Origin of the sequence: Bacillus sp. DX3.1 (genome assembly GCF_030292155.1) — a bacterium.
Classification (GTDB): Bacteria; Bacillota; Bacilli; order Bacillales; family Bacillaceae_G; genus Bacillus_A.
Map to the genome: position 1 here is coordinate 2,289,398 of NZ_CP128153.1, position 20,252 is coordinate 2,309,649.

The window sequence follows — 20,252 nt, forward strand, 5'->3', positions numbered from 1 at the left end:
TCCTTTCCCATCACTACAACTATATGCATATGTGAAAAGGGGTTATGCAAAAAAACTTACTTTTCCAAAAGTAAACCGTTAAAATATTAAAAAATTAATCTAAAAACATCTCGTATAACATATAAATACAAATTAAAAAGCCGACATAAAACTCTTCTTTTTAGGTGGGAGAGAGCATCCGTTCATGCATAGAAGTGGTCAGATCCTTTTCCTGCCCAGACATAGTGAAAACAAAGAGAGAAAACGAGTGCAGGTCACCTTTTGTTATCCATAGCCGCGGCTTATATGTTGAAAAATCAAAATGGATTTATATAATTGGAGTTGGGATTGTAAAGGGCTTTGGTTTTCAGACTGGCGCCATCGTAACAACGGTAGTGCACGATTCACATCATTTAATCGTTGTCGAAACAAATGATGAGGACATGTTAACTGCAATTGAAACGATTCAAAGGGTACAGGGCGGCATGGTAATAATCAATAATGGTGAAGTGCTTGCAGAAATATCACTGAAGATTGCAGGGTTAATATCAGAACAATGTTCGTAATTATTTTATAAACAAATAACAAAAATCAATATAGGTTTACAAAGTATTAGTTCGAATACTACATTTAATCCGTTTTTAACATTATCTTTTTTATCCCGCATTAACGGGCAGTAAGACCCCCACCTCAAAATTCAGAGAGAAACAAAGAAGATAGGTGGGGGATAACTGCCCGTAAAAGCCCGATTGGTTCAACTAATAATCAGTGGGAGATGAAGAAAACTCCCACTGATTAAAGTTTCACTTTATCTTTACCAGTTATTCCGAATATCAAAATGACAACAAATGGCTTATTTGATGTTACGAATTTCACACATATTCCAGTTCCGCTTTTTCAAAATCTCTAGTATAGCTAAGGATTTTTTTATTTCTAGGCAAACACACATACAAAGTGATAGTTGTCCTACATATTTTATAAATGTAAACCAATTTCAAGAGATGTAGGGAGTGGAACAAACCATGTGGGATTACGGATATCCTGGTAGTAGTTGTGGTTACGGGTATGGTGGCTACGGCGGGGGTTGTGGTTTTGGATCTGGATTTGCGTTAATAGTCGTATTGTTTATTTTGCTAATTATTATTGGAGCTTGCTGGGTGGGTTAATAATTGAAAAAGAGCGTCATGCTGAACTGGTTAATTATGGTTAATCGGTTCTTTCTTTTTTAGAGGGTAAAAAAAAGATTTAAATAAAGACTAATTCCGAACATTTAAAAGAGAAAATCGATATGAAATTTAAAGCAGAGGTTGACGACATCGTAACTGAAAAAGTAGAGAATGAACATGTCGTAAAAGGAATTGTTTTAAAGGATGGAACAATTTTATCTGCGAAAAAAGTAGTCATTGTACCAGAACGTGACGGTTCTACGTGGTTAACAAAAATCATGAAAAAGCGCCGTCTAAAAATGAGCACAAACCAAGTTGATATCGGTGTTCGCTCGGAAATTTCAAACGTTGTTATGGAAGAAATCAATAAGCATCTCTATGAAGGGAAATTCGTATTCAACACATCTGTTGGAACGCGAGTACGTACATTCTGTAGTAACCCGTCAGGATTTGTCTAATTTTGTTTAAAAATATGACGGATAAAGTGGATAAATAGGAAGGAAATTGACGGGAGTTTCGTCGAAGTTTACTCACTATCAGCAATTTAGAGAGGCTGATATTATGTTAGGAAAAAGAATCGTCTTTTTTTGTTTGGAGTTCATTTATGATGGAGAGGAGAATTGCTTGAAAGAAGAGGAGATTCAGTTTAAGTTTTTATTTCTAAATTTTAAAAAAAATGGTTTTTAGCACTTATTTGTATATTTTATAATAGTTTTTTCATAGATTCACTGTATCTGCAGAGAATTCTTTTTTATGAAAGAAACGTCAATTTTCTTCATATATATATACAAATTGGAGAAATGAGGGAGCGCTATGCGTGATTACTTAATTAAGCCACTTGTTGGTCAGCCGTATCCGATGATTTCACATGGAAAAGGTGTGTATTTATATGACCAAAATGGAAATAAATATTTTGATGGTTCGTCTGGCGCGATTACGGCAGGTATTGGCCATGGTGTAACGGAGATTGCAGATGTGATCAAAAGGCAGGCGGAGGAGATTGCCTTTGTCTATCGTTCACAGTTTACGAGTGAGCCAGCTGAGAATTTGGCAAAGAAGTTGAGTGATTTAACTACAGGAGATTTGAACTGGAGTTTTTTCGTGAATAGTGGTACAGAAGCGAATGAAACGGCTATGAAAATTGCAATTCAACATTTTCAAGAGCGTGGTATTCAAGGGAAACACAAAATTTTATCGCGCTGGATGAGTTATCATGGCATTACGATGGGGGCTTTATCAATGTCTGGGCATCCACTTCGCCGGCAACGATTTGTTTCAATTTTAGAAGATTATCCAACTGTTCCAGCTCCGTATTGTTTCCGTTGTCCTGTGCAAAAAGTATATCCGACATGTCAGCTTTCTTGTGCGACAGAATTAGAACGGGCAATTGAACGAATTGGTGCCGAACATATTGCAGCTTTTATTGCAGAGCCAATTATTGGAGCAGCTGGCGGAGCGATTGTGCCGCCAAAAGATTACTATAAAGTCATTAAAGATATATGCAGTCATTACGATATTCTATTTATTGCGGATGAAGTAATGACAGGTCTAGGGCGCACTGGTTCTTGGTTTGCGATGGATCACTGGGGGGTGGAGCCTGATATGATGACGCTTGGCAAAGGTCTAGGCGCTGGCTATACTCCGATGGCTGCGACTGTTGTAAGTGACCGTGTGATGGAGCCGATTTTACGTGGATCTCGGTCTGTGATGAGTGGGCATACACTAAGTGCGAATCCACTGTCTGCCGCAACAGCTCTAGCGGTTATTGAATATATGGAGAAGCATCATTTACCAGAGAAAACGGCAGAAAAAGGGGAGTATTTAATAAAAGGATTACAAAAAGTTCAACAACAATCGACAATTATTGCCGATGTGCGGGGAAAAGGATTCCTGATTGGAGTAGAATTGCAATCGTTTACAAAAGCGTCTGAACTCATTTCGGTTGCGGCAAAAAATGGGCTTCTTTTATATCAAGCCGTATCAGGTCAAGCGGGGAAAGAGGATAGTGCACTACTTGTCGCACCTCCGCTGACAACTACATATTCGGAGTTAGATGAATTACTTTCTATTTTTACGAAAAGTGTAGAAGAGATGATGCAAAAAGGGGGGCATAGTATCGCATGAAAACTGTTACAAATACATTCGGTAAATTAAAAGCAGTAGAAGAAATTATGTCGTATTTTCATGATGATATGACGTTAATGTTTGGTGGATTTGGTGGCATTGGATCTCCGCCATCATTGATACAGGCAATTGTAGAAAAAGAGATTAGTGGTTTACACTTAATTGGAAATGATACAGGTTTTCCGGACGTAGGGATTGGGCGTCTTGTAACAAATGAACGAGTGAAATCACTTATTACATCACATATCGGTTCAAATCCGAATGCAGGAAGACAGTTAAACGAGGGGAGATTACATATTGAGTTTTCTCCGCAAGGCACGTTAGCAGAACGGATTCGTGCTGGTGGAGTTGGTTTAGGTGGAATACTTGTTGATGTCGGGGTTGATACCATTGTGGAAGAAGGAAAACAAACAGTTGAAATGAACGGGAAAACATTTTTAGTAGAGACAGCTTTAACAGCAGAAGTGGCAATTGTGTATGCAAAAAAGGCAGATCCGTTTGGAAATCTTGTGTTTGATAAAAGTGCTCGTAATATGAATCCTCATATTGCCATGGCTGGAGACATCACGATTGTTGAAGCAGAAGAAATTGTACCGCTTGGAAGTTTAGATCCAGAAGAAATTGTTGTCCCAGGAGTTTTTGTAGATTATATCGTGCCATCGGAAGGAGTGAATTGGAAATGGGTATGGGAGTAGAAGTACGAGATAAGATTGCGAAACGGGCCGCAAAAGAAATTCAAAATGGGATGATTGTCAATCTAGGGATTGGTATTCCATCCCTTGTTCCGAATCACTTACCAGAGGATATGCATGTTATGTTTCATGCGGAAAATGGCATCGTTGGTATGGGACCAACACCGAATAAAGGAAGTGAAGATGAAAACTTATGTAATGCGGCGGGATTACCGACGTCTCTTATTACAGGAGCAAGCTATTTTGATAGCTGTACAGCGTTTGGGATCATTCGGAAAGGTTTACTGGACTTAACGATACTTGGTTCTTTGCAAGTGAGCGAACATGGTGACTTAGCGAACTGGATTGTTCCTGGAAAACGAGTTCCTGGTATCGGCGGGGCAATGGACTTAGCGCAAAAAGCAAAGCGTGTTGTCGTTGTAATGAATCACGTTGATAAATATGGAAATGCAAAAATTGTTTCAGAATGTACACTGCCTTTAACATCAAAAAAATGTGTGGATGTCATTATTACAGATATGGCTGTAATGGAAGTAACACCTGAAGGTTTAGTACTTCAAGAGTTAATGAGTCCTTATACAGTAGAAGATGTAAAACAACATACGGAGGCATCTTTCCGTGTAAGTTCTTCTTTACTAGTAATTGACTGAGAGGAGTTGCAAAATATGGAACAATTAAAAAAACAAGTATGTGATTATATTGAAAGTCATGAAGTAGAAAGTGTGAAGCTACTCAAGAGATTAATCCAAGAAAAGAGTGTATCTGGGGATGAAAGTGGTGCACAAGCCATTGTCATTGAAAAACTACGTGAATTAGGTTTAGATCTTGATATTTGGGAGCCATCTTTTACGAAAATGAAAGATCATCCTTGTTTTGTTTCACCAAGAACCAATTTTTCGGATAGCCCGAATATTGTTGCTACGTTAAAAGGGAGCGGCGATGGAAAATCGATGATTTTAAACGGGCATATTGATGTTGTGCCAGAAGGTGATGTGAATCAGTGGGAACATCATCCATATAGTGGTAAAAAGGTAGGGAATCGTATATACGGCCGGGGCACAACGGATATGAAGGGCGGCAACGTTGCGCTTATGCTGGCGATGGAAGCGATTGTGGAACTGGACATTCTATTAAAAGGAGATGTCCATTTTCAAAGTGTCATAGAAGAAGAAAGCGGCGGTGCTGGAACGCTTGCGGCGATTTTACGAGGTTATAAGGCGGATGGGGTTATTATTCCAGAACCGACAAATATGAAATTTTTCCCGAAACAACAAGGTTCTATGTGGTTTCGCTTGCATGTAAAAGGAAAGGCAGCACATGGTGGTACACGTTATGAAGGTGTTAGTGCAATTGAAAAAAGTATGTTTGTCGTTGATCATGTAAGAAAGCTAGAAGAAAAGAGAAATGCTCGAATTACAGATCCATTATATAAAGGAATTCCAATCCCAATTCCGATTAATATCGGGAGAATTGAAGGAGGCAGCTGGCCGAGTTCTGTTCCGGATTCATTAATTTTAGAAGGAAGATGCGGAGTTGCGCCGAATGAGACTATAGAGGCGGCAAAGGAAGAGTTTGAAAATTGGGTACTACAATTAAAGATAGTAGACCCATGGTTTGAGGAACATCCAGTAGAAGTGGAATGGTTTGGAGCAAGGTGGGTACCTGGTGAATTGGATGAGAACCACGCGCTTATTTCAACATTACAAGATAATTTTGTTGAAATTGAAGGAAGAAAACCAATTGTTGAAGCGTCACCTTGGGGAACTGACGGGGGCCTATTTACACAAATCATAGGCGTACCAACAATTGTTTTCGGACCAGGAGAAACGAAAGTTGCTCATTATCCAAATGAGTACATTGAAGTTGATAAAATGATTGCTGCAGCAAAAATTATTGCATGTACATTACTAGACTGGTGTGAGGTGAAGAAATGAAATATTATGAAGAGTTTGTAGAACAGACGAACCAATATACAGTAGAAGGGGCTTTAGATTATTTTAATAAGCGTATCAGGGTAGATCATTATACTGGGAATGTACAAAGTATTATACAAAAAATAGAAGAATTAGCAGAGAAACATTCTTTCACCAAATGTATTATAAAAGGAAAGGGGGAGCATGTTTCGGCATGGCTCTCTTTTGGTTTTTTATTAGAAGCAACCATTCCTCATTATTTTCAAGGTCATGATGCGTATTTTATGGTGAAATATCGTAATGACGAGCGACGAAACAGTGTACAATGGGCGAATGAAGATAGCATCGTTAGCGGTGTGAAAGCGAAAGAAGTGAAAGAAAAACATATTCCAGAGAGGTTCGTATTGAGAAAAGCGACAGAGGAAGATGCAGAAGAGCTTGCGAGTGTATTTGGGAAAGTGTTTGAAATTTATCCAACGCCGTTAAATGAAAAAGACTATATTGTAAAAACAATGCGAGAAGATACGATTTATTACGTGTATGAATCAGAAGGACATATTATTAGTACTGCTTCTGCAGAGATGAACGTGAAAGAAGGAAATGCTGAACTAACAAATTGCGCAACCCTTCCTGAATACCGAACACATGGTTTTATGAAAAGTTTACTCGTTAAATTAGAAGAAGAGCTGCAAGAGCGCTCCATTTTTTGTTCTTACACAATTGCTCGTGCTCTTTCGTTTGGTATGAATGCGGCTTTTCATCAGCTTGGGTATACATATACAGGTAGACTTGCAAATAATTGTTATATTTTTGATAAGTTAGAAGATATGAATGTGTGGGTAAAAGATTTATCAAATTCATATATAAATACAAATTAAAAAACCCGACATAAAACCCTTCTTTTTAGGTGGGAGAGAGCATCCGGCCATGCATAGAAGCGGTCAGATCCATGCCAAGTGAAAACAAAGAGAGAAAACGAGTGCAGGTCACCTTTTGTTATCCATAGCCGCGGCTTATATGTCGAAAAATCAAAATGGATTTATATAGTAATACCGTTTGTAAAGAAGGTTCTATTTTATGAAAAAGAGAGTTTGGTATGAAAATGCTTACAATCGCATGCAGAGGTGCCGAAAATCCGGCATGTAATTTGCTGGATTTTTGGCAAGAGGGGGGATGACATTGCTGGCAGTTTCTACACAAGAAGTCATTGAAGCGATTTTGGGCAGTATTGATGAAGCCATTCATGCTGTGGATGAGAATGGAATTACAATTTTTTATAATACAGTTGCTGCAAAACATGATGGATCAAAAATAGAACATGTACTAGGTAAGCACTTATTAGAGGCATTCCCTTCTTTATCAAGAGAGACAAGTACACTTATGAACGTATTAGATACAAAGAAGCCGATTTTACATCAAGTACAACGTTATCAAAATTTAAACGGTGAAGATGTTTGTACTGTAAATACGACGTTACCTATTTTAATAGAAGGAAAAATTGCGGGAGCTGTTGAAATCGCCAAAGATTATTCAACGATTCAAAAATTAACAGATACAATCGTTGATTTGCAATCAAAAATGAAGCGTTCATCCAGTAAGAAAGCGGCGAAAAAACATGTCGCGTTTAATACAATCGTGACGAATGATTCACGTTTTTTACAAACAAAAGAGTTGGCGCAAAAAGTAGCCCCTACAGATGCAAATGTATTGATATATGGGGAAACGGGAACAGGGAAAGAACTATTTGTACAAGCGATTCATGAAGCTTCGAAGCGGAAAAATAAACCGTTTATTGCACAAAATTGTGCAGCGCTACCAGAGTCTCTTTTAGAGAGCTTGTTATTTGGTACGACAAAAGGCAGTTACACAGGGGCGATTGAACGTGCAGGGTTATTTGAGCTTGCAGATGGTGGGACATTATTTTTAGATGAACTAAATTCGATGCCCCTTGACCTGCAAGCAAAGATGTTACGCGCGTTAGAAGACGGGGTGATTCGCCGTATTGGTGATAGTAAGACACGAAAGGTTGATGTCCGTGTAATTACTGCGATGAATCAACCACCAGAGATATGTTTACGTGAAAATAAAATCCGAACCGATTTATATTATCGGCTAAATGTATTTTCGTTATATATTCCACCGCTTCGTGAACGGAAAGAAGATGTATTACTGTTAGCCCCTTATTTTTTAAAGAGTTATAATAAAGAATATAAAAAACATGTTCTGCATATAGATAGTGAAACAAAAGAACGGCTCATGCAGTACCATTGGCCTGGCAATGTAAGAGAACTGAAACATACAATTGAACACGCTGTGATTGTTGCAGAAGGAAATTCGTTAACAGTAGCTTGTTTACCACGTACATTTCGAAAGGTATCAGCTCCAAAAAAGAAAGCAATTATACCGCTGCGTGAAGCATTGCATCAAACAGAACAAGAATTCATTGATCGAGCGATGAATGAGACAGAAGGAAATGTCCTACAAGCTGCCAAATTACTTGGAATTCCAAGGCAGACACTACAGTACAAATTGAATAAGTATGGAAAAACCGCCGAATAATTGGCGGTTTTTGTGTGTTTTCACCAATAAAAGAGCGGTTACATATATAAAAAGTAATGAGAGCTTCATTTTATAGAATGCGTTTACAAGAAACGAAAAATATTTTCCCTATATATAATAGGATATGATTTGTTTAAGTGTGTTAGGAAAGTAGAGTTGGCACAGTTATTGCTTATATAAAGGATGAGCGTACAAAAGGGGGAATGGCAATGTTACACGATGTATATAAACCAAGTCGTCATTGGAAAGAGATTGAGTTATGGGAAAATGTAACTGATGAGCAATGGAATGATTGGGTTTGGCAATTAACGAATACGATTAAAACGTTAGATGATTTGAAGAAAGTTATCAATTTAACACCGGAAGAAGAAGAAGGTGTTAAAATTTCAACGAAAACGATTCCGTTAAATATTACACCGTACTATGCTTCTCTTATGAATCCAGATGATCCGCGCTGTCCGATTCGGATGCAATCTGTACCGATTTCGGAAGAATTATATAAAACAAAATATGATTTAGAAGATCCGCTCCATGAAGATGAAGATTCACCAGTTCCTGGCTTAACGCATCGTTATCCTGACCGTGTATTATTTTTAGTAACGAACCAATGTTCAATGTATTGTAGATACTGTACAAGACGTCGTTTTAGTGGACAAATTGGAATGGGCGTGCCGAAAAAACAATTAGACGATGCAATTGCGTATATTCGTGAAACACCACAGGTTCGTGATGTTTTAATTTCTGGTGGTGATGGTCTTCTAATTAATGATAAGATTTTAGAATATATTTTAAAGAATTTACGAGCAATTCCGCATGTGGAAATTATCCGCATCGGAACGAGAGCCCCAGTTGTGTTTCCACAACGTATTACAGAAAACCTATGCAATATTATTAAAAAATATCACCCAGTGTGGTTAAATACACACTTTAACACTTCAATTGAAATTACAGAAGAATCAAAACTAGCTTGTGAAATGCTTGCAAATGCAGGTGTTCCAGTTGGAAACCAAGCGGTTATTTTAGCTGGTATTAATGACAGTGTCCCAATTATGAAAAAACTGATGCACGATTTAGTAAAAATTCGTGTTCGTCCGTACTATATTTATCAATGTGATTTATCTGAAGGTATCGGTCATTTCCGTGCCCCAGTTTCTAAAGGGCTTGAAATTATTGAAGGATTACGCGGACATACGTCTGGTTATGCAGTGCCAACATTTGTTGTTGATGCACCAGGCGGCGGTGGGAAAATTGCGCTTCAGCCAAACTATTTAATTTCGCAAAGTGCGGATAAAGTTGTTCTTCGTAACTTTGAAGGCGTTATCACAACGTATCCAGAACCAGAAAGTTATGTGCCAGGCAGAGCAGAAGGCTACTTTAAGGAAATTTATCCAACATACGAAGAAAAGCGTTCTGACATTGGTGTAGCGGGATTAATGAGCGATAAGAAGTTTAATCTTGTTCCAGATGACCTGCAGCGCATGAACCGCCGGAAAGATTATGAAATAAATGAAACACATGCTTCACTGAAACATAAGCGTGATAAACGTGATCAATTAAAAGATAAAAAATATCAATCGCAAATGAAGAAGTTGGAAGAAGATAAAAAGCCTGAGGATGACGCGGTATGAAGTGTGTCTGGTGTGACAGTGCAGAAGCGAAAGAAAGTATAAATACAGTATACTGGGAATTACCAGATGGAACAAAGGCAATTGAAATTCAAAAGACGCCTTGCATTACATGTTCAGTATGTGGAATTGACTATCAGCCAGATCATATTGTAAAAGAAATTGAAGATCAATTGTTTCTTATTTATACGAAAGACTTACCAAAACAAGTTACGTATGAAGAGTTAATGGAACGCCCACGTCTATTAAAACGAAATTATTTTGACTTTTAACCAGCAATTATGCTGGTTTTTTTCTTTCCTCCCTTGTATAATGTAGCCAAGTTAGAAAGGAAGGGAATATGTTTGAAAAAGTCATTTTACCATTATATGATGAAGCATCGTGCTTCTTTAAAACAAAATGAAATATCCGACTTAGCTGAAGCGATGTATGAAGATTTAAGTTTTCCAAAGCAAACAGAGGATTATGATGCAATTAGTTCTTATTTAGAATTAAGTGGATTACTGGCAAGTATGTCTATTTTTGATAAGGCATGGGAGTTATACATACAAGAAAGATAATATAAGCATTTATCTCGCTATTCGCGGGCAGTAATACCCCACTAATCAAAGTTTCACTTTATGCGGACAAAAAACACACCCATTTCGGTGTGTTTTTTTTATGGAAAAAAATTTTGATTATGCGCACATGTGATAAGCGTTTTCGTATCGGCCGCATATACTGTTAGCGTCACATACTTAAAATCACGACTTCAAAAGGAGAGAGGAATATGTCGAGAAAAAACCAACCTAAATATAATGTAGGAGATATAGTCGTGATTACGTTATATGGAACTGTAGGTAAAATTACAAATATGAAAATATTAGATGGTGTTTATGTATATGAAGTGAATAATCACGATGGATTTTATGTTGAACAAACGCTGCAACACGTTACAGAACAAGAAATGAAAAACGGTGAAACAGAATGGATTGAGCTGCGTTATAAATTTACATTTGGTGATCTTGTGCAAGTTACGGGGTATGAAAAAGATGTATTTCGTATTGTTGGTTTTCGTACAGAAGTATGGCGTTATAAAAATGATGCATGGGAAGATACAATTTACGAGTTATCGAGAATTACAGATGGTGAATGGTTAGAGGCGGATGAATCAGATTTAACACTACTTGCGAATGCTCAAACAGCAAATACAATTTTAAAGAAATTGAAACAAGATAAAGCCGGGATGAATAAATTAGATTTAGGAAAATTAAAGTCTATTAACAATTCAAAAAAAGTAAGCATAAAAACAAATCGACAAGAAATTATTGATGGGTTACTAGATATTTATAACGACTATCAATTACTATTTGAAACATTTCAAGATGAAGAATATAAAATTGTGATGGATGTTGTCCATAATTATTTGGTGAAATTAACTAAGAAAAAATAGCTAGAAAGAGAGAAGAAATTGAACGAAAATATACGCTGTGTACGGTATGCCTATAATTGTTAAAAAAACAATAAGCCATTTAATGATAGAGTCTGCCCATTTATCCTCATGCATGAACTCTTCTTTTCTCTGCTCTGTTTCATAATGATATTCCATTTCCATTTCCCCCTTTATATAGCTTGTACTACATCGTATGCTGAAGTATTAGGCGATATGACTAGCATGTTTTTTAAGAAAAAGAAAAAATATTTTTCTAATCTCATATACATAATTTTGAAATTCCTTCATAAAACAGAATTAAAGGAGTGATGCTCATGAAGGAAATAGAAGTCGTAATTGATACGGAAGAAATTGCGGAGTTTTTTTATGAGCAACTGATTGCGAGAGGTTATGTACCAAAGAGAGAAGAGATTGAGGATCTCGCTGATATTACGTTTGAATATTTACTAGAAAAGTGTATGATTGATGAAGTATTTGACGAAGATGAAGAGTGAAAGTAACGGCGGGATAGACTCGTCGTTTTTTGCACTCCAAAAGGTTGTCTCTCTTTACAAACTTGTCACAAACAGAGAAGGAAATTGTTGGTATAATAAAAGAAAAAATTTCAAACAAGAGGTGAAGGAATGTTCAAAAAAATTATTGATTCTTTACTAGGAAAGAAAAGTAGACATCGTTCCTATTCAAGCAGTGATTATCGGCATAGAAATCGCTCTTATTCAAGCAGCGACTATAAAAGGGATCGCTCCCCGCATGGTTATGGCCATCAGCACTATAAACGTAAACGTAAAAGTCGTAGCTTCTTTTCAAGTAGTTGATGAAATGGCGAGATATCCTTGCTTGGTTTGATAGACCGCTGCGCTTAGAAACAATAGTCGCACAGCGCTATAAAATTGAATCAGTAATTGGTATGGGCAGCTATGGGTTTACATACATCGTTAACGACTTGCAACTGCAAGAGAAAAAAGTCTTGAAACAATTAAGGCAAAGCAAACAACGGTATTCATCAGGAAGGAAATCATTTGCGTATGAACAAATGATTTTAAAGCAGCTAGAACATAGGGAAATACCGAGCCTATATGATCAATTTATCTGGAAGAAACAGCCGTTTTTTGTGATGGAACATATGCCAGGAAAGAATTTTGAAGATTTTATTTTCATAGATGGACATGTGTATGAAGAACGAGAGGTCTTTCATATTTTATATAAAGTACTTGAGCTTGTTGCCTATTTTCATAGTAAAGGCATCATCCATCGGGACTTACGTATTCCGAACATATTAATGCAGGATGATCGTATCTTTATTATTGATTTTGGTTTAGCAAGGCCTATGGGTGAAAAAGATGAACGAGCCTCGTTCTATGAAGGTGAACAAGCACATATGCGAGAAATTCATTATCGCAGTGATTTTTATGCACTTGGTCACTTCGTTCTCTTTTTATTGTATTCTGGTTATGATTCTGCTGAAATAGAAGAAAAGCCATGGTATGAAGAGTTACAGTTAGAGGAATATAGCTGCGAAGTGATTTTGCGAATGTTACAGATGAAGCAGCCATATTATGAGAATGTACAAGATGTTATGAAAGACGTTCGTCAAGTACTAGAAAAAGAAAAGGTGGGGGATCCATGTTTCAAAAGTTTTTAGCAAGCGTAGGAATTGGAAATGCAAAAGTTGATACTGTACTTGAAAAAGAAGAGTATTTAGTTGGAGAAGAAATAGCAGGCATCGTTCATATTACGGGCGGATCAGTTGCACAGCAAATTGAAAGCATTTACTTAACATTATCGACAACGTATATCCGAGAAGTAGACGATAAAAAAACAAGTGCAACATATGACTTAGAACGAGTGCGTTTAACGGAGCCAGTTACAGTCCAGCCGAATGAAAAGTTGGAAATCCCATTTTTATTCCCGATGCCAATTGAAGCACCGCTCACATTTGGCATGAAAACCGTCTGGATTCATACAGGGCTTGATATTAAACGAAGCATTGATCCAAGTGATCGAGATTATATTCAAGTATTACCAAACGCATTATTAAACAGTGTGCTAGATGGAGTAAAACAATTAGGATTTAGACTCCGCAAAGCAGAGTGTGAAGAATTACCACGTCGTTTACGTACCAATATCCCATTTGCGCAAGAATTTGAGTTTATCCCAGTTTCCGGACAGTATTATGGTAAATTGGATGAGTTGGAATTATTGATTTTACCACGTGCTTATGATCGATTGGATATTGTTATGGAAGTAGATAGAAAAGCACACGGGCTAGCTGGGTTATTTGCTGAGGCACTTGATATGGATGAAAAATTAATCCGCTTTACGGTAACACGTGAAGACATTCCAGCAATGCAGCAAAAAATTAACAATTATATTTCTCGATAAATGATGCATAAAAAAGAAATGGAGAGGGAAACTAAAACACCCGCTCCATTTTTTGTATAGTGAGGTTATGTATGTGAAACGATATCGACATTTATACATGTTAAGTTGTACGTTACTCATTTGTTTTGTCGTATTATCACTTTCGTATCATACCGCTTGTATTGAGAAATTTGATAATGTTATTAGCGAATTCATTCAAAGCTTTCGGAACGATTATTTGACATCATACTTCGTGTGGATGTCTTACATCGGTTCGGAAAAAATATATTTTCCATTACTGCTCATAGTCGCAATGTACTTTCTCATTCGAACGAAGCTGTTAAGTGCGGTATTTTTACTGATTAATTATTACGGATCCCGTTATCTCAACAGCATGCTAAAACTATGGTATGAACGACCAAGGCCGGATGTATCACAGCTTGTAACAGCGACTGGATATAGCTTTCCAAGCGGTCATACAATGAATGCTACGGCGTTTCTAGGGTTTATTGCGTATGTAACAATTACTGAGCACCGTATTTCGTTGCACAAAAAGTTGTTGCTCATTTTTATCACATGTTTCATTATTTCCTCTATCTCTGTTAGCCGTGTTTATCTCGGTGTTCATCATCCATCCGATATTTTAGCGGGTTGGGCAGCGGGTGGAAGTTGGCTCATTTTATGCATTATATTTCACCGAGCATTCATTAAAAAAGAACCTATGTCATCATAGGTTCTTTTTGCATGGGTTCCACATGAATATGTGTATGTAAAATCCCGAATTCTTGTTCTAGCATATCTTCAATTGTATCGGTAATATGATGGCTTTTACTCACATCCATATGAGCATCTACTTCAATTGTAATATCAACATATGTTTGATTCCCGTACATGCGAGCACGAATATCGACAATATGTTCTACACCTGAAACCAATTGAACTGCTTGCGCGTATTCTTCCATCTTATCCGGATCAATGCCGTCTGTTAACATATGAGAAGCTTCTGAAAAGATGTCCCATGCTGTTTTACAAATAATAAAACCAACTAGCAGAGCGGCAATTGGATCGAGAATTGGCATATGAAACTGTGCAGCAACAATACCAACAACCGTACCAATACTAACAAGTGCATCCGATAAATTATCTTTCGCAGCTGCCTCTAGCGCTTTGCTTTTTGTGCGTTTGGCAATCCCATTATTATATACATACACACCATACATGACGACAGCACAAAATAAAGCAACCCAAGCAGCCATTACGTTTGGCGCAGTTTGTTGAGGATTGAGGAAGGAACGAACCGCACTTACGATAACCTCTAAACCAACTGTTGCCATAATAAAAGAGGCAATAAGTGAAGCGATTTGTTCTGCGCGAGAATGACCATATGGATGATCAGGATCGCGAGGTTTGCGAGAAATTTTAAGCCCGATCAAAATGGCTACCGAAGCACCAATATCGGTTAAGTTATTTAAACCATCCGCACGTAACGCACTGGAAAGGGCGATATAGCTAATCACAATTTTCAGTGTTGCTAAAAATATGTAGGCGATAATGCTGACAATGGCTCCTTTATCAGCTTCTTTATTAGAAAGTGAATTCATAACGATCACTCACCTTTCTGTTAGGAATTTCTTTCTATACATAGAGTATCAAATACAAGTCGAGTGGGTCTATACAAACATTGTTGACGTTTTATAGCTTTTTAAGTAGGGGGTAAAAATGTTAGCTTAGGGCAAAAAGGTTAATATGTACATCAACAATACTTCTATTTATAATGCAGCTGAGATTACTGGTGAGGTAGGGAGGACAATTAATGAATAGAAAGGCGACGATCAAAATAGGAGCATTATTCACAATCTTATTAATCATATGTGTTTTTTATGGGTATAAGAGTTTGAATAGTTTTTTACTTTTTAATAAGCTTGATAATTTAAAAATGATTTCAAGCGATAAAAAAGTATCAGATGGTATATATTTTATACAAGGAAAAATTTATTCTGAAAGTGTAAAAAAAGACGAAACACTTCTTGCTGATGGCTATGCTATTGTGAATCGAATTGAAAAGAAGAAAATGAAACATTATACACAATCTTCTGCACCGAATCGCTCTTTATGGAGTAATGGTGAGGTGACATCTTTTTATAATAAACCGATACATATAGGAAAAAAAGAATTAAAACTATTAAACAAAGAGAATGTATCTCTTACAACACCGATTGTGGAATTAAATACCAATAATGTGATAGCACAAAGGACAAATGATATTCAAAGAGATTCTACAAAATTAGCAAATGGAACACAACAGTTTTATTCGTATAGAGTAGTAGGAAATAACGAAAATGTAGTTGTACTTGGAAAAGTAGATGGAAATGTGGTTAAAGAATTGCCCGCTAGATATGGGAAGTCTATTTATATTGGAGATAGCAAGGCTCAAATTATAAAAGAATTAAAGAGTAATAATAACAGTAACTGGATATATCTTTTTGTTCTTGTTGCACTCACGAGTATTAGTGGATTTGTTTTATATATGTACAGTAAGGGAAAGTGGACAAATGATATTTTTAGTTTTACTGTTTTTGGAAGGAAGTTTAATTAAAAAGGACGCATTTACCCCTCGATAATGAGCAGTAATACCTTACAGGTAGAAGTTCCAATTTATGAAATTTAAAGAATTGCTTCTCATATAAGTTTTTATGGATATATATGAGCCTTTTCTTGCAAAAAAATCCCTTTATCTAAAGGGATTTTTTTGTTATAAAAACACTTTATTTGGATTAGTATGCTTCTAAAAACTCAGTAACTTGCTCTTCTGTTTTTGCATTGGCACTATGTAAATGACCTAGTTTTTCACCATTTTGATACACTAATAAGCTTGGAATTCCCATTACTTGATACTCTTCAGCAATATGTGGAAACTCATCTTTATTAATAGAGTACCATTCAAATTTGTTGAACTCTTCCATTACATCTCCGATAAAGTTATTCATACGCACGCAATCTGGGCACCATGTTGTGAAAAATTTGACAACAACTGGTTCCTCGCTTGCGATAATGTCTTTAAACTCTTGCTCTGTTTTGATTTCTTTCATGTTTTTTGCTCCTTTCAATGTTATACGAATTTGCTAGTATGGTTAATGCAAAATCCGTATTTGCAAAATCTTCAACTGCTTTTTCTTGTAGACCTGGTACGACATGAGAGTAGGTGTCTAATGTGATGCCTACTCTTTTATGTTCTAAACGTTCACTTACAATCTTCGGATGAATACCTTGTTTTAACATTAAAGTTGCATCAGTATGTCGAAGATTATGGAAACGAATATTAGGAACCTCACTTTTCTTTATAAGCTTTTTCCACAGCTGTGTCAAACTTCTGAAATTGCAAGGATTACCGTTGGAGGTAGGGCAGACTAAATCATAGTCATTATATTCACTTCCATGCTGTTCTTTTTCTTCAAATATTTTTTCGAAGTGTTCTTTAAGAGCTTGCAGAGTAATCTCAGGTAAAACGATTAATCGTTTTCCTGAAGAAGTTTTAGGCTCATGGAATTCTTTTGTAATATGAGAGAGGGAACGGTTAATGGATAGTGTTCTTCTCTCAAAATCAATATCTTTCCATTGAAGATCCAAAATTTCACCTTTACGCATACCGCATGTAATAGCAAGTAAATACACAATATAATAACGACTTTCTTTAGCGTGTTCTAAGAATCGTAGTACTTCCTCTTCAGTCCATGTATTAACTGTTTTGGCAAAATGCGCTTTATGGGATTAGCAAAAACGAATGTTAATCTAATAAAATAACAGAAGCAACGTGGATTACCTTTGAATATATATAGCATTAGAGTAAGTAAACTTTCTTTGGGATGAAAGAGACGTGATTCGCTTTCATGAAATGTGGAACAGTGGGGCTAGCTTTACAGAAATAGTAAGGAATTTAAGAAAGTATCATATTGAAATTGCTGTGCTAATACTGAATCAATCAATCGGATTTGGAAAATATGTCGAGTGGAATATTGAAAAAATAAACGGAAAAGTACTATAACGAAAGGGGAAAAACGATGAGGGTATTTAGAATGTTGGGCATTGATTTTGTTTGCGCAGAGACAGTCGAACAAGCGATTAAATTTTATGCGAAGGAGACTGGGCTTGAAATAGAAGAAATAGAAACTGAACTTTTAGAAGTTAGTTTACAAAATAGAATGCTTATACCTGTTGAGGATTTACCACCTGAAGAACAGACACAGAGACAAGCAGTGAAAAGTATTGGGGGAACTTTATTTACTATGATGCCGTTTGAATGGGTGATTAAGCGTGAAAATATTAAAAACCCTTGCATCATTGCTTCAACGGAAGTTTTAACAAAAGCGTTATTTTAATACAAATTGAATTTTATTAAGAAATGGAGAATTGAAAATGAGAAAACGTGAAGATTGGGATGTATTATGAGGTTCGACCAAGGTTTATGTAGATTTGGAACGTAGTCTTCAGTATTTTTAGTTATGACTAATTTTACAATTATCTTGGCTGAACCTTTTATAAGGACGAAAGTGGTTTTAAGGATTTTTAAGAAAAATAAAAGGACAGCCGATATTTGCGACTGACCCTTTTTTATAAAAATCTTTATTTATCTTCAAGAGGTTTCAGAACGCTAGATGGAAGCTGATTAGTTGGAGCTAATACAGATTCTTCACTTGCTGGTTGAAGCGATTGTAGTTTTTGGATCACACCTGCCTCTGTAGCAATTTCGTCCTCTTTTGCTCGACGGCTTGATTTAGATGCATTTTCATTCGCTTTCTCCATTTTACATCCCTCCTTATTACATGTAGGTATACAAGCAACATAATTATTAAAAATTACTAAAGTGTTTTTTAGTATTGTACTGATTATGCATAAAATGTATTGAAAAATATTTTAGTAATAAATGCTGTTGTAACAATAGTATGGGGTAGATTTGAAATATTATGCTGGATAGGAAGAGAGAGGAAAATTAAACAAAATCGTTATTTGGATAAGAAACGCCAGCTGAAATGTTCAGTAGATATACCTAGCATTTCAGCTGGTACTAAATGTTTTAAGTTTTAGAAACCTATTTTTTTAAACATCTTAGTATATGTTATTGCAAGTACAGCTTGTGCAATTACGAATAGTGAACCAGTCAATAATTTTAGGTTATGATCTAATGCACCTAATATTGCCATAATTAATCCGATTAAGATAAAAAGTACGCTTAGGAAAGGTGTAATTTTCATTAATATCTTAAGTCTTTTATTCATATATTGACCTCCTATTTTCAGTGTATTGTAATTATTAAATACATTTTACTACATTTGATTTTTAAAATGTAGAGGAGAAGCAAAGGATTAACAGTATAAAACTAAACAAAAACGCTATTTTAGTAGGAAGTGAGGATGAAAGATGACAGAGTGTGAATTGATTATGATTGAGGTTTTACGAGAATTAGAACTTCACCCTTCTCCGCATTAACGGCTTTGAATAACGCTTTTTACAATCAAGGAAATGACATGTATGTAGTAAACACGTTAGCCGAAGCGATCGGACGTATGGAGGAAATTGAAGATGATAACGAGGGTTTAGAATAAAAACTTTTTTTGTATTAAAAAGAGCAGACTTTAGCCTATACATAAAGGTTCTGGAATTGTTCTAAAGGGGGGAATATCTGAAATATAAATATAATTGAGGGGAGTGAACTAATAATGGAAACTAGTACTTTTTTAGGACTGTTCTGGGGATGGATGACGGTTATCGTATCGGGAATACTTTTCGTCCGTCCGTCGGTACTACGTGAATTGAAAAAATTAGTGGTTGAAGATAGAGGATTTGGTATTATGTATGGTTTTCTATCGATTTTCCTAGGGTTAGGTACTGTTATCCTACATAATGTATGGGTATTTAACTGGCAGGGGTTCGTAACGGTTATTGCATGGCTTGCATTATTAAAGGGAATTTACGTAATTGCATATCCTGAACCCTCCAAGAAAACAGACTTTGAAGTAAGGGTACTATCTACGCGTATAGCGCTCGCTATCGTTGGCGCCTTGGCTTTATGGATGCTTATAGTAATCTATATAAAATAATCCTTTGAATATAGTCCGGCTAGAAAACTAGAGGACATCAATTCAATAGAGCAGTAACAATTACTGCGCTATTGATTGGTGTCCTTTTTATTTTATAAAAAGGAGATGTGGGGAATGAAAGCATTAAAAGATCAATTACGTGAATGGAAAAAACAATCTAAACAAGCAAAAAAGAAACATAAGAAAAAACGAAAAGAGAAGTTGAGCACACGCGATATTGAGGATTTAATGGGGATTCGTGGACCACGTTATGAACGTGGACGCGGAGCTTTAAGACAGAAGTAAATTAAAAAATAATAAGGAGTG

General features: G+C 36.3%; 25 protein-coding genes and 4 pseudogenes. 23 read left to right on the plus strand and 6 right to left on the minus strand.

Annotation, left to right across the window (positions count from 1 at the left end; all coding sequences use genetic code 11):
• Positions 1-314: 314 nt before the first annotated feature.
• The 13 genes and pseudogenes from QRE67_RS11190 to yodN form a co-directional block, all read left to right on the plus strand.
• A pseudogene (locus QRE67_RS11190) lies at positions 315-528 on the plus strand (adenine deaminase C-terminal domain-containing protein); the annotation flags it as partial.
• A gap of 473 nt (positions 529-1,001) precedes the next feature.
• A complete protein-coding gene (locus tag QRE67_RS11195) occupies positions 1,002-1,145 on the plus strand; it encodes a YjcZ family sporulation protein (protein WP_286125256.1) in 144 nt (47 codons plus the stop codon).
• A gap of 98 nt (positions 1,146-1,243) precedes the next feature.
• Positions 1,244-1,600 (plus strand): annotated as a pseudogene (locus tag QRE67_RS11200) (FAD-dependent oxidoreductase); the annotation flags it as partial.
• Between the two features lie 358 nt (positions 1,601-1,958).
• Entirely contained in the window at positions 1,959-3,269 is a 1,311-nt protein-coding gene (locus QRE67_RS11205) for an aspartate aminotransferase family protein (protein ID WP_286124911.1), read from the plus strand.
• Positions 3,266-3,964 (plus strand): 3-oxoacid CoA-transferase subunit A, encoded by a 699-nt coding sequence (locus QRE67_RS11210; RefSeq protein ID WP_286124912.1) that lies wholly within the window; start codon positions 3,266-3,268, stop codon positions 3,962-3,964. Before QRE67_RS11205 ends, QRE67_RS11210 begins: the two co-directional genes overlap by 4 nt.
• On the plus strand, positions 3,949-4,611 hold the full coding sequence (locus tag QRE67_RS11215; protein WP_286124913.1) for a CoA transferase subunit B: 663 nt from the start codon (positions 3,949-3,951) through the stop codon (positions 4,609-4,611). The genes QRE67_RS11210 and QRE67_RS11215 overlap by 16 nt, the downstream gene beginning before the upstream one ends.
• A 15-nt stretch (positions 4,612-4,626) precedes the next feature.
• Positions 4,627-5,895, plus strand: coding sequence for a peptidase (locus QRE67_RS11220; RefSeq protein ID WP_286124914.1), 1,269 nt, complete (start codon positions 4,627-4,629; stop codon positions 5,893-5,895).
• Entirely contained in the window at positions 5,892-6,752 is an 861-nt protein-coding gene (gene ablB / locus QRE67_RS11225) for a putative beta-lysine N-acetyltransferase (RefSeq protein WP_286124915.1), read from the plus strand. Before QRE67_RS11220 ends, ablB begins: the two co-directional genes overlap by 4 nt.
• Positions 6,753-7,047: 295 nt before the next feature.
• Positions 7,048-8,433 carry a sigma-54 interaction domain-containing protein gene (locus QRE67_RS11230; protein ID WP_286124916.1) on the plus strand — a complete coding sequence of 462 codons (1,386 nt, stop codon included), beginning with the start codon at positions 7,048-7,050 and terminating at the stop codon, positions 8,431-8,433.
• Between the two features lie 209 nt (positions 8,434-8,642).
• Positions 8,643-10,061, plus strand: coding sequence for a lysine 2,3-aminomutase (gene kamA / locus QRE67_RS11235; RefSeq protein WP_286124917.1), 1,419 nt, complete (start codon positions 8,643-8,645; stop codon positions 10,059-10,061).
• Positions 10,058-10,330, plus strand: coding sequence for a YokU family protein (locus QRE67_RS11240; RefSeq protein WP_286124918.1), 273 nt, complete (start codon positions 10,058-10,060; stop codon positions 10,328-10,330). The genes kamA and QRE67_RS11240 overlap by 4 nt, the downstream gene beginning before the upstream one ends.
• A gap of 72 nt (positions 10,331-10,402) precedes the next feature.
• Positions 10,403-10,618, plus strand: coding sequence for a YozE family protein (locus QRE67_RS11245; RefSeq protein WP_286124919.1), 216 nt, complete (start codon positions 10,403-10,405; stop codon positions 10,616-10,618).
• Positions 10,619-10,827: 209 nt separating this feature from the next.
• Complete coding sequence (gene yodN, locus QRE67_RS11250) at positions 10,828-11,490, plus strand: germination protein YodN (protein ID WP_286124920.1); 663 nt, start codon at positions 10,828-10,830, stop codon at positions 11,488-11,490.
• On the opposite strand, the gene QRE67_RS11255 is transcribed toward yodN, so the two are convergent.
• Positions 11,491-11,646, minus strand: coding sequence for a DUF3930 family protein (locus QRE67_RS11255; protein ID WP_286124921.1), 156 nt, complete (start codon positions 11,644-11,646; stop codon positions 11,491-11,493).
• A 158-nt stretch (positions 11,647-11,804) separates the two neighbouring features.
• Between QRE67_RS11255 and QRE67_RS11260 the strand changes: the two genes are divergently transcribed.
• The 5 genes from QRE67_RS11260 to QRE67_RS11280 all read left to right on the plus strand — a co-directional run bounded on the left by QRE67_RS11260 (position 11,805) and on the right by QRE67_RS11280 (position 14,584).
• A complete protein-coding gene (locus QRE67_RS11260; protein ID WP_286124922.1) occupies positions 11,805-11,984 on the plus strand; it encodes a YozD family protein in 180 nt (59 codons plus the stop codon).
• A gap of 129 nt (positions 11,985-12,113) precedes the next feature.
• Entirely contained in the window at positions 12,114-12,305 is a 192-nt protein-coding gene (locus QRE67_RS11265) for a hypothetical protein (RefSeq protein ID WP_286124923.1), read from the plus strand.
• A complete protein-coding gene (locus QRE67_RS11270; protein WP_286124924.1) occupies positions 12,305-13,132 on the plus strand; it encodes a serine/threonine protein kinase in 828 nt (275 codons plus the stop codon). Before QRE67_RS11265 ends, QRE67_RS11270 begins: the two co-directional genes overlap by 1 nt.
• The gene (locus tag QRE67_RS11275; RefSeq protein WP_286124925.1) at positions 13,114-13,872 is read left to right on the plus strand and encodes a sporulation protein; all 759 of its coding nucleotides are present in this window, start codon (positions 13,114-13,116) and stop codon (positions 13,870-13,872) included. The genes QRE67_RS11270 and QRE67_RS11275 overlap by 19 nt, the downstream gene beginning before the upstream one ends.
• A 73-nt stretch (positions 13,873-13,945) precedes the next feature.
• Positions 13,946-14,584, plus strand: a complete 639-nt coding sequence (locus QRE67_RS11280) for a phosphatase PAP2 family protein (protein WP_286124926.1) — start codon at positions 13,946-13,948, stop codon at positions 14,582-14,584.
• Here the strand turns inward: QRE67_RS11280 and QRE67_RS11285 are convergent.
• Positions 14,571-15,452 (minus strand): cation diffusion facilitator family transporter, encoded by an 882-nt coding sequence (locus QRE67_RS11285; RefSeq protein WP_286124927.1) that lies wholly within the window; start codon positions 15,450-15,452, stop codon positions 14,571-14,573. The two genes, QRE67_RS11280 and QRE67_RS11285, sit on opposite strands and share 14 nt — an antisense overlap.
• A 212-nt stretch (positions 15,453-15,664) precedes the next feature.
• Between QRE67_RS11285 and QRE67_RS11290 the strand changes: the two genes are divergently transcribed.
• A complete protein-coding gene (locus tag QRE67_RS11290) occupies positions 15,665-16,447 on the plus strand; it encodes a hypothetical protein (RefSeq protein ID WP_286124928.1) in 783 nt (260 codons plus the stop codon).
• A 178-nt stretch (positions 16,448-16,625) separates the two neighbouring features.
• Here QRE67_RS11290 and QRE67_RS11295 read toward each other — a convergent pair whose 3' ends face one another.
• Both QRE67_RS11295 and QRE67_RS11300 read right to left on the minus strand, forming a co-directional pair.
• Complete coding sequence (locus QRE67_RS11295; RefSeq protein WP_286124929.1) at positions 16,626-16,940, minus strand: thioredoxin family protein; 315 nt, start codon at positions 16,938-16,940, stop codon at positions 16,626-16,628.
• Positions 16,909-17,592 (minus strand): annotated as a pseudogene (locus tag QRE67_RS11300) (site-specific integrase); the annotation flags it as partial. The pseudogene QRE67_RS11300 and the gene QRE67_RS11295, both read right to left, overlap by 32 nt.
• Before the next feature lie 85 nt (positions 17,593-17,677).
• Between QRE67_RS11300 and QRE67_RS11305 the strand changes: the two are divergent.
• A pseudogene (locus QRE67_RS11305) lies at positions 17,678-17,893 on the plus strand (hypothetical protein).
• Positions 17,894-17,909: 16 nt separating this feature from the next.
• The gene (locus QRE67_RS11310; protein ID WP_286124931.1) at positions 17,910-18,227 is read left to right on the plus strand and encodes a hypothetical protein; all 318 of its coding nucleotides are present in this window, start codon (positions 17,910-17,912) and stop codon (positions 18,225-18,227) included.
• A gap of 244 nt (positions 18,228-18,471) precedes the next feature.
• Here QRE67_RS11310 and QRE67_RS11315 read toward each other — a convergent pair whose 3' ends face one another.
• Both QRE67_RS11315 and QRE67_RS11320 read right to left on the minus strand, forming a co-directional pair.
• Positions 18,472-18,651, minus strand: coding sequence for a flagellin (locus tag QRE67_RS11315; RefSeq protein ID WP_286124932.1), 180 nt, complete (start codon positions 18,649-18,651; stop codon positions 18,472-18,474).
• A gap of 278 nt (positions 18,652-18,929) precedes the next feature.
• On the minus strand, positions 18,930-19,124 hold the full coding sequence (locus QRE67_RS11320) for a hypothetical protein (protein ID WP_286124933.1): 195 nt from the start codon (positions 19,122-19,124) through the stop codon (positions 18,930-18,932).
• Positions 19,125-19,565: 441 nt separating this feature from the next.
• On the opposite strand from QRE67_RS11320, the gene QRE67_RS11325 reads away from it, so the two are divergent.
• Positions 19,566-19,946 carry a hypothetical protein gene (locus QRE67_RS11325; RefSeq protein ID WP_286124934.1) on the plus strand — a complete coding sequence of 127 codons (381 nt, stop codon included), beginning with the start codon at positions 19,566-19,568 and terminating at the stop codon, positions 19,944-19,946.
• A 114-nt stretch (positions 19,947-20,060) separates the two neighbouring features.
• A complete protein-coding gene (locus QRE67_RS11330; RefSeq protein WP_286124935.1) occupies positions 20,061-20,231 on the plus strand; it encodes a hypothetical protein in 171 nt (56 codons plus the stop codon).
• Positions 20,232-20,252: the final 21 nt, after the last annotated feature.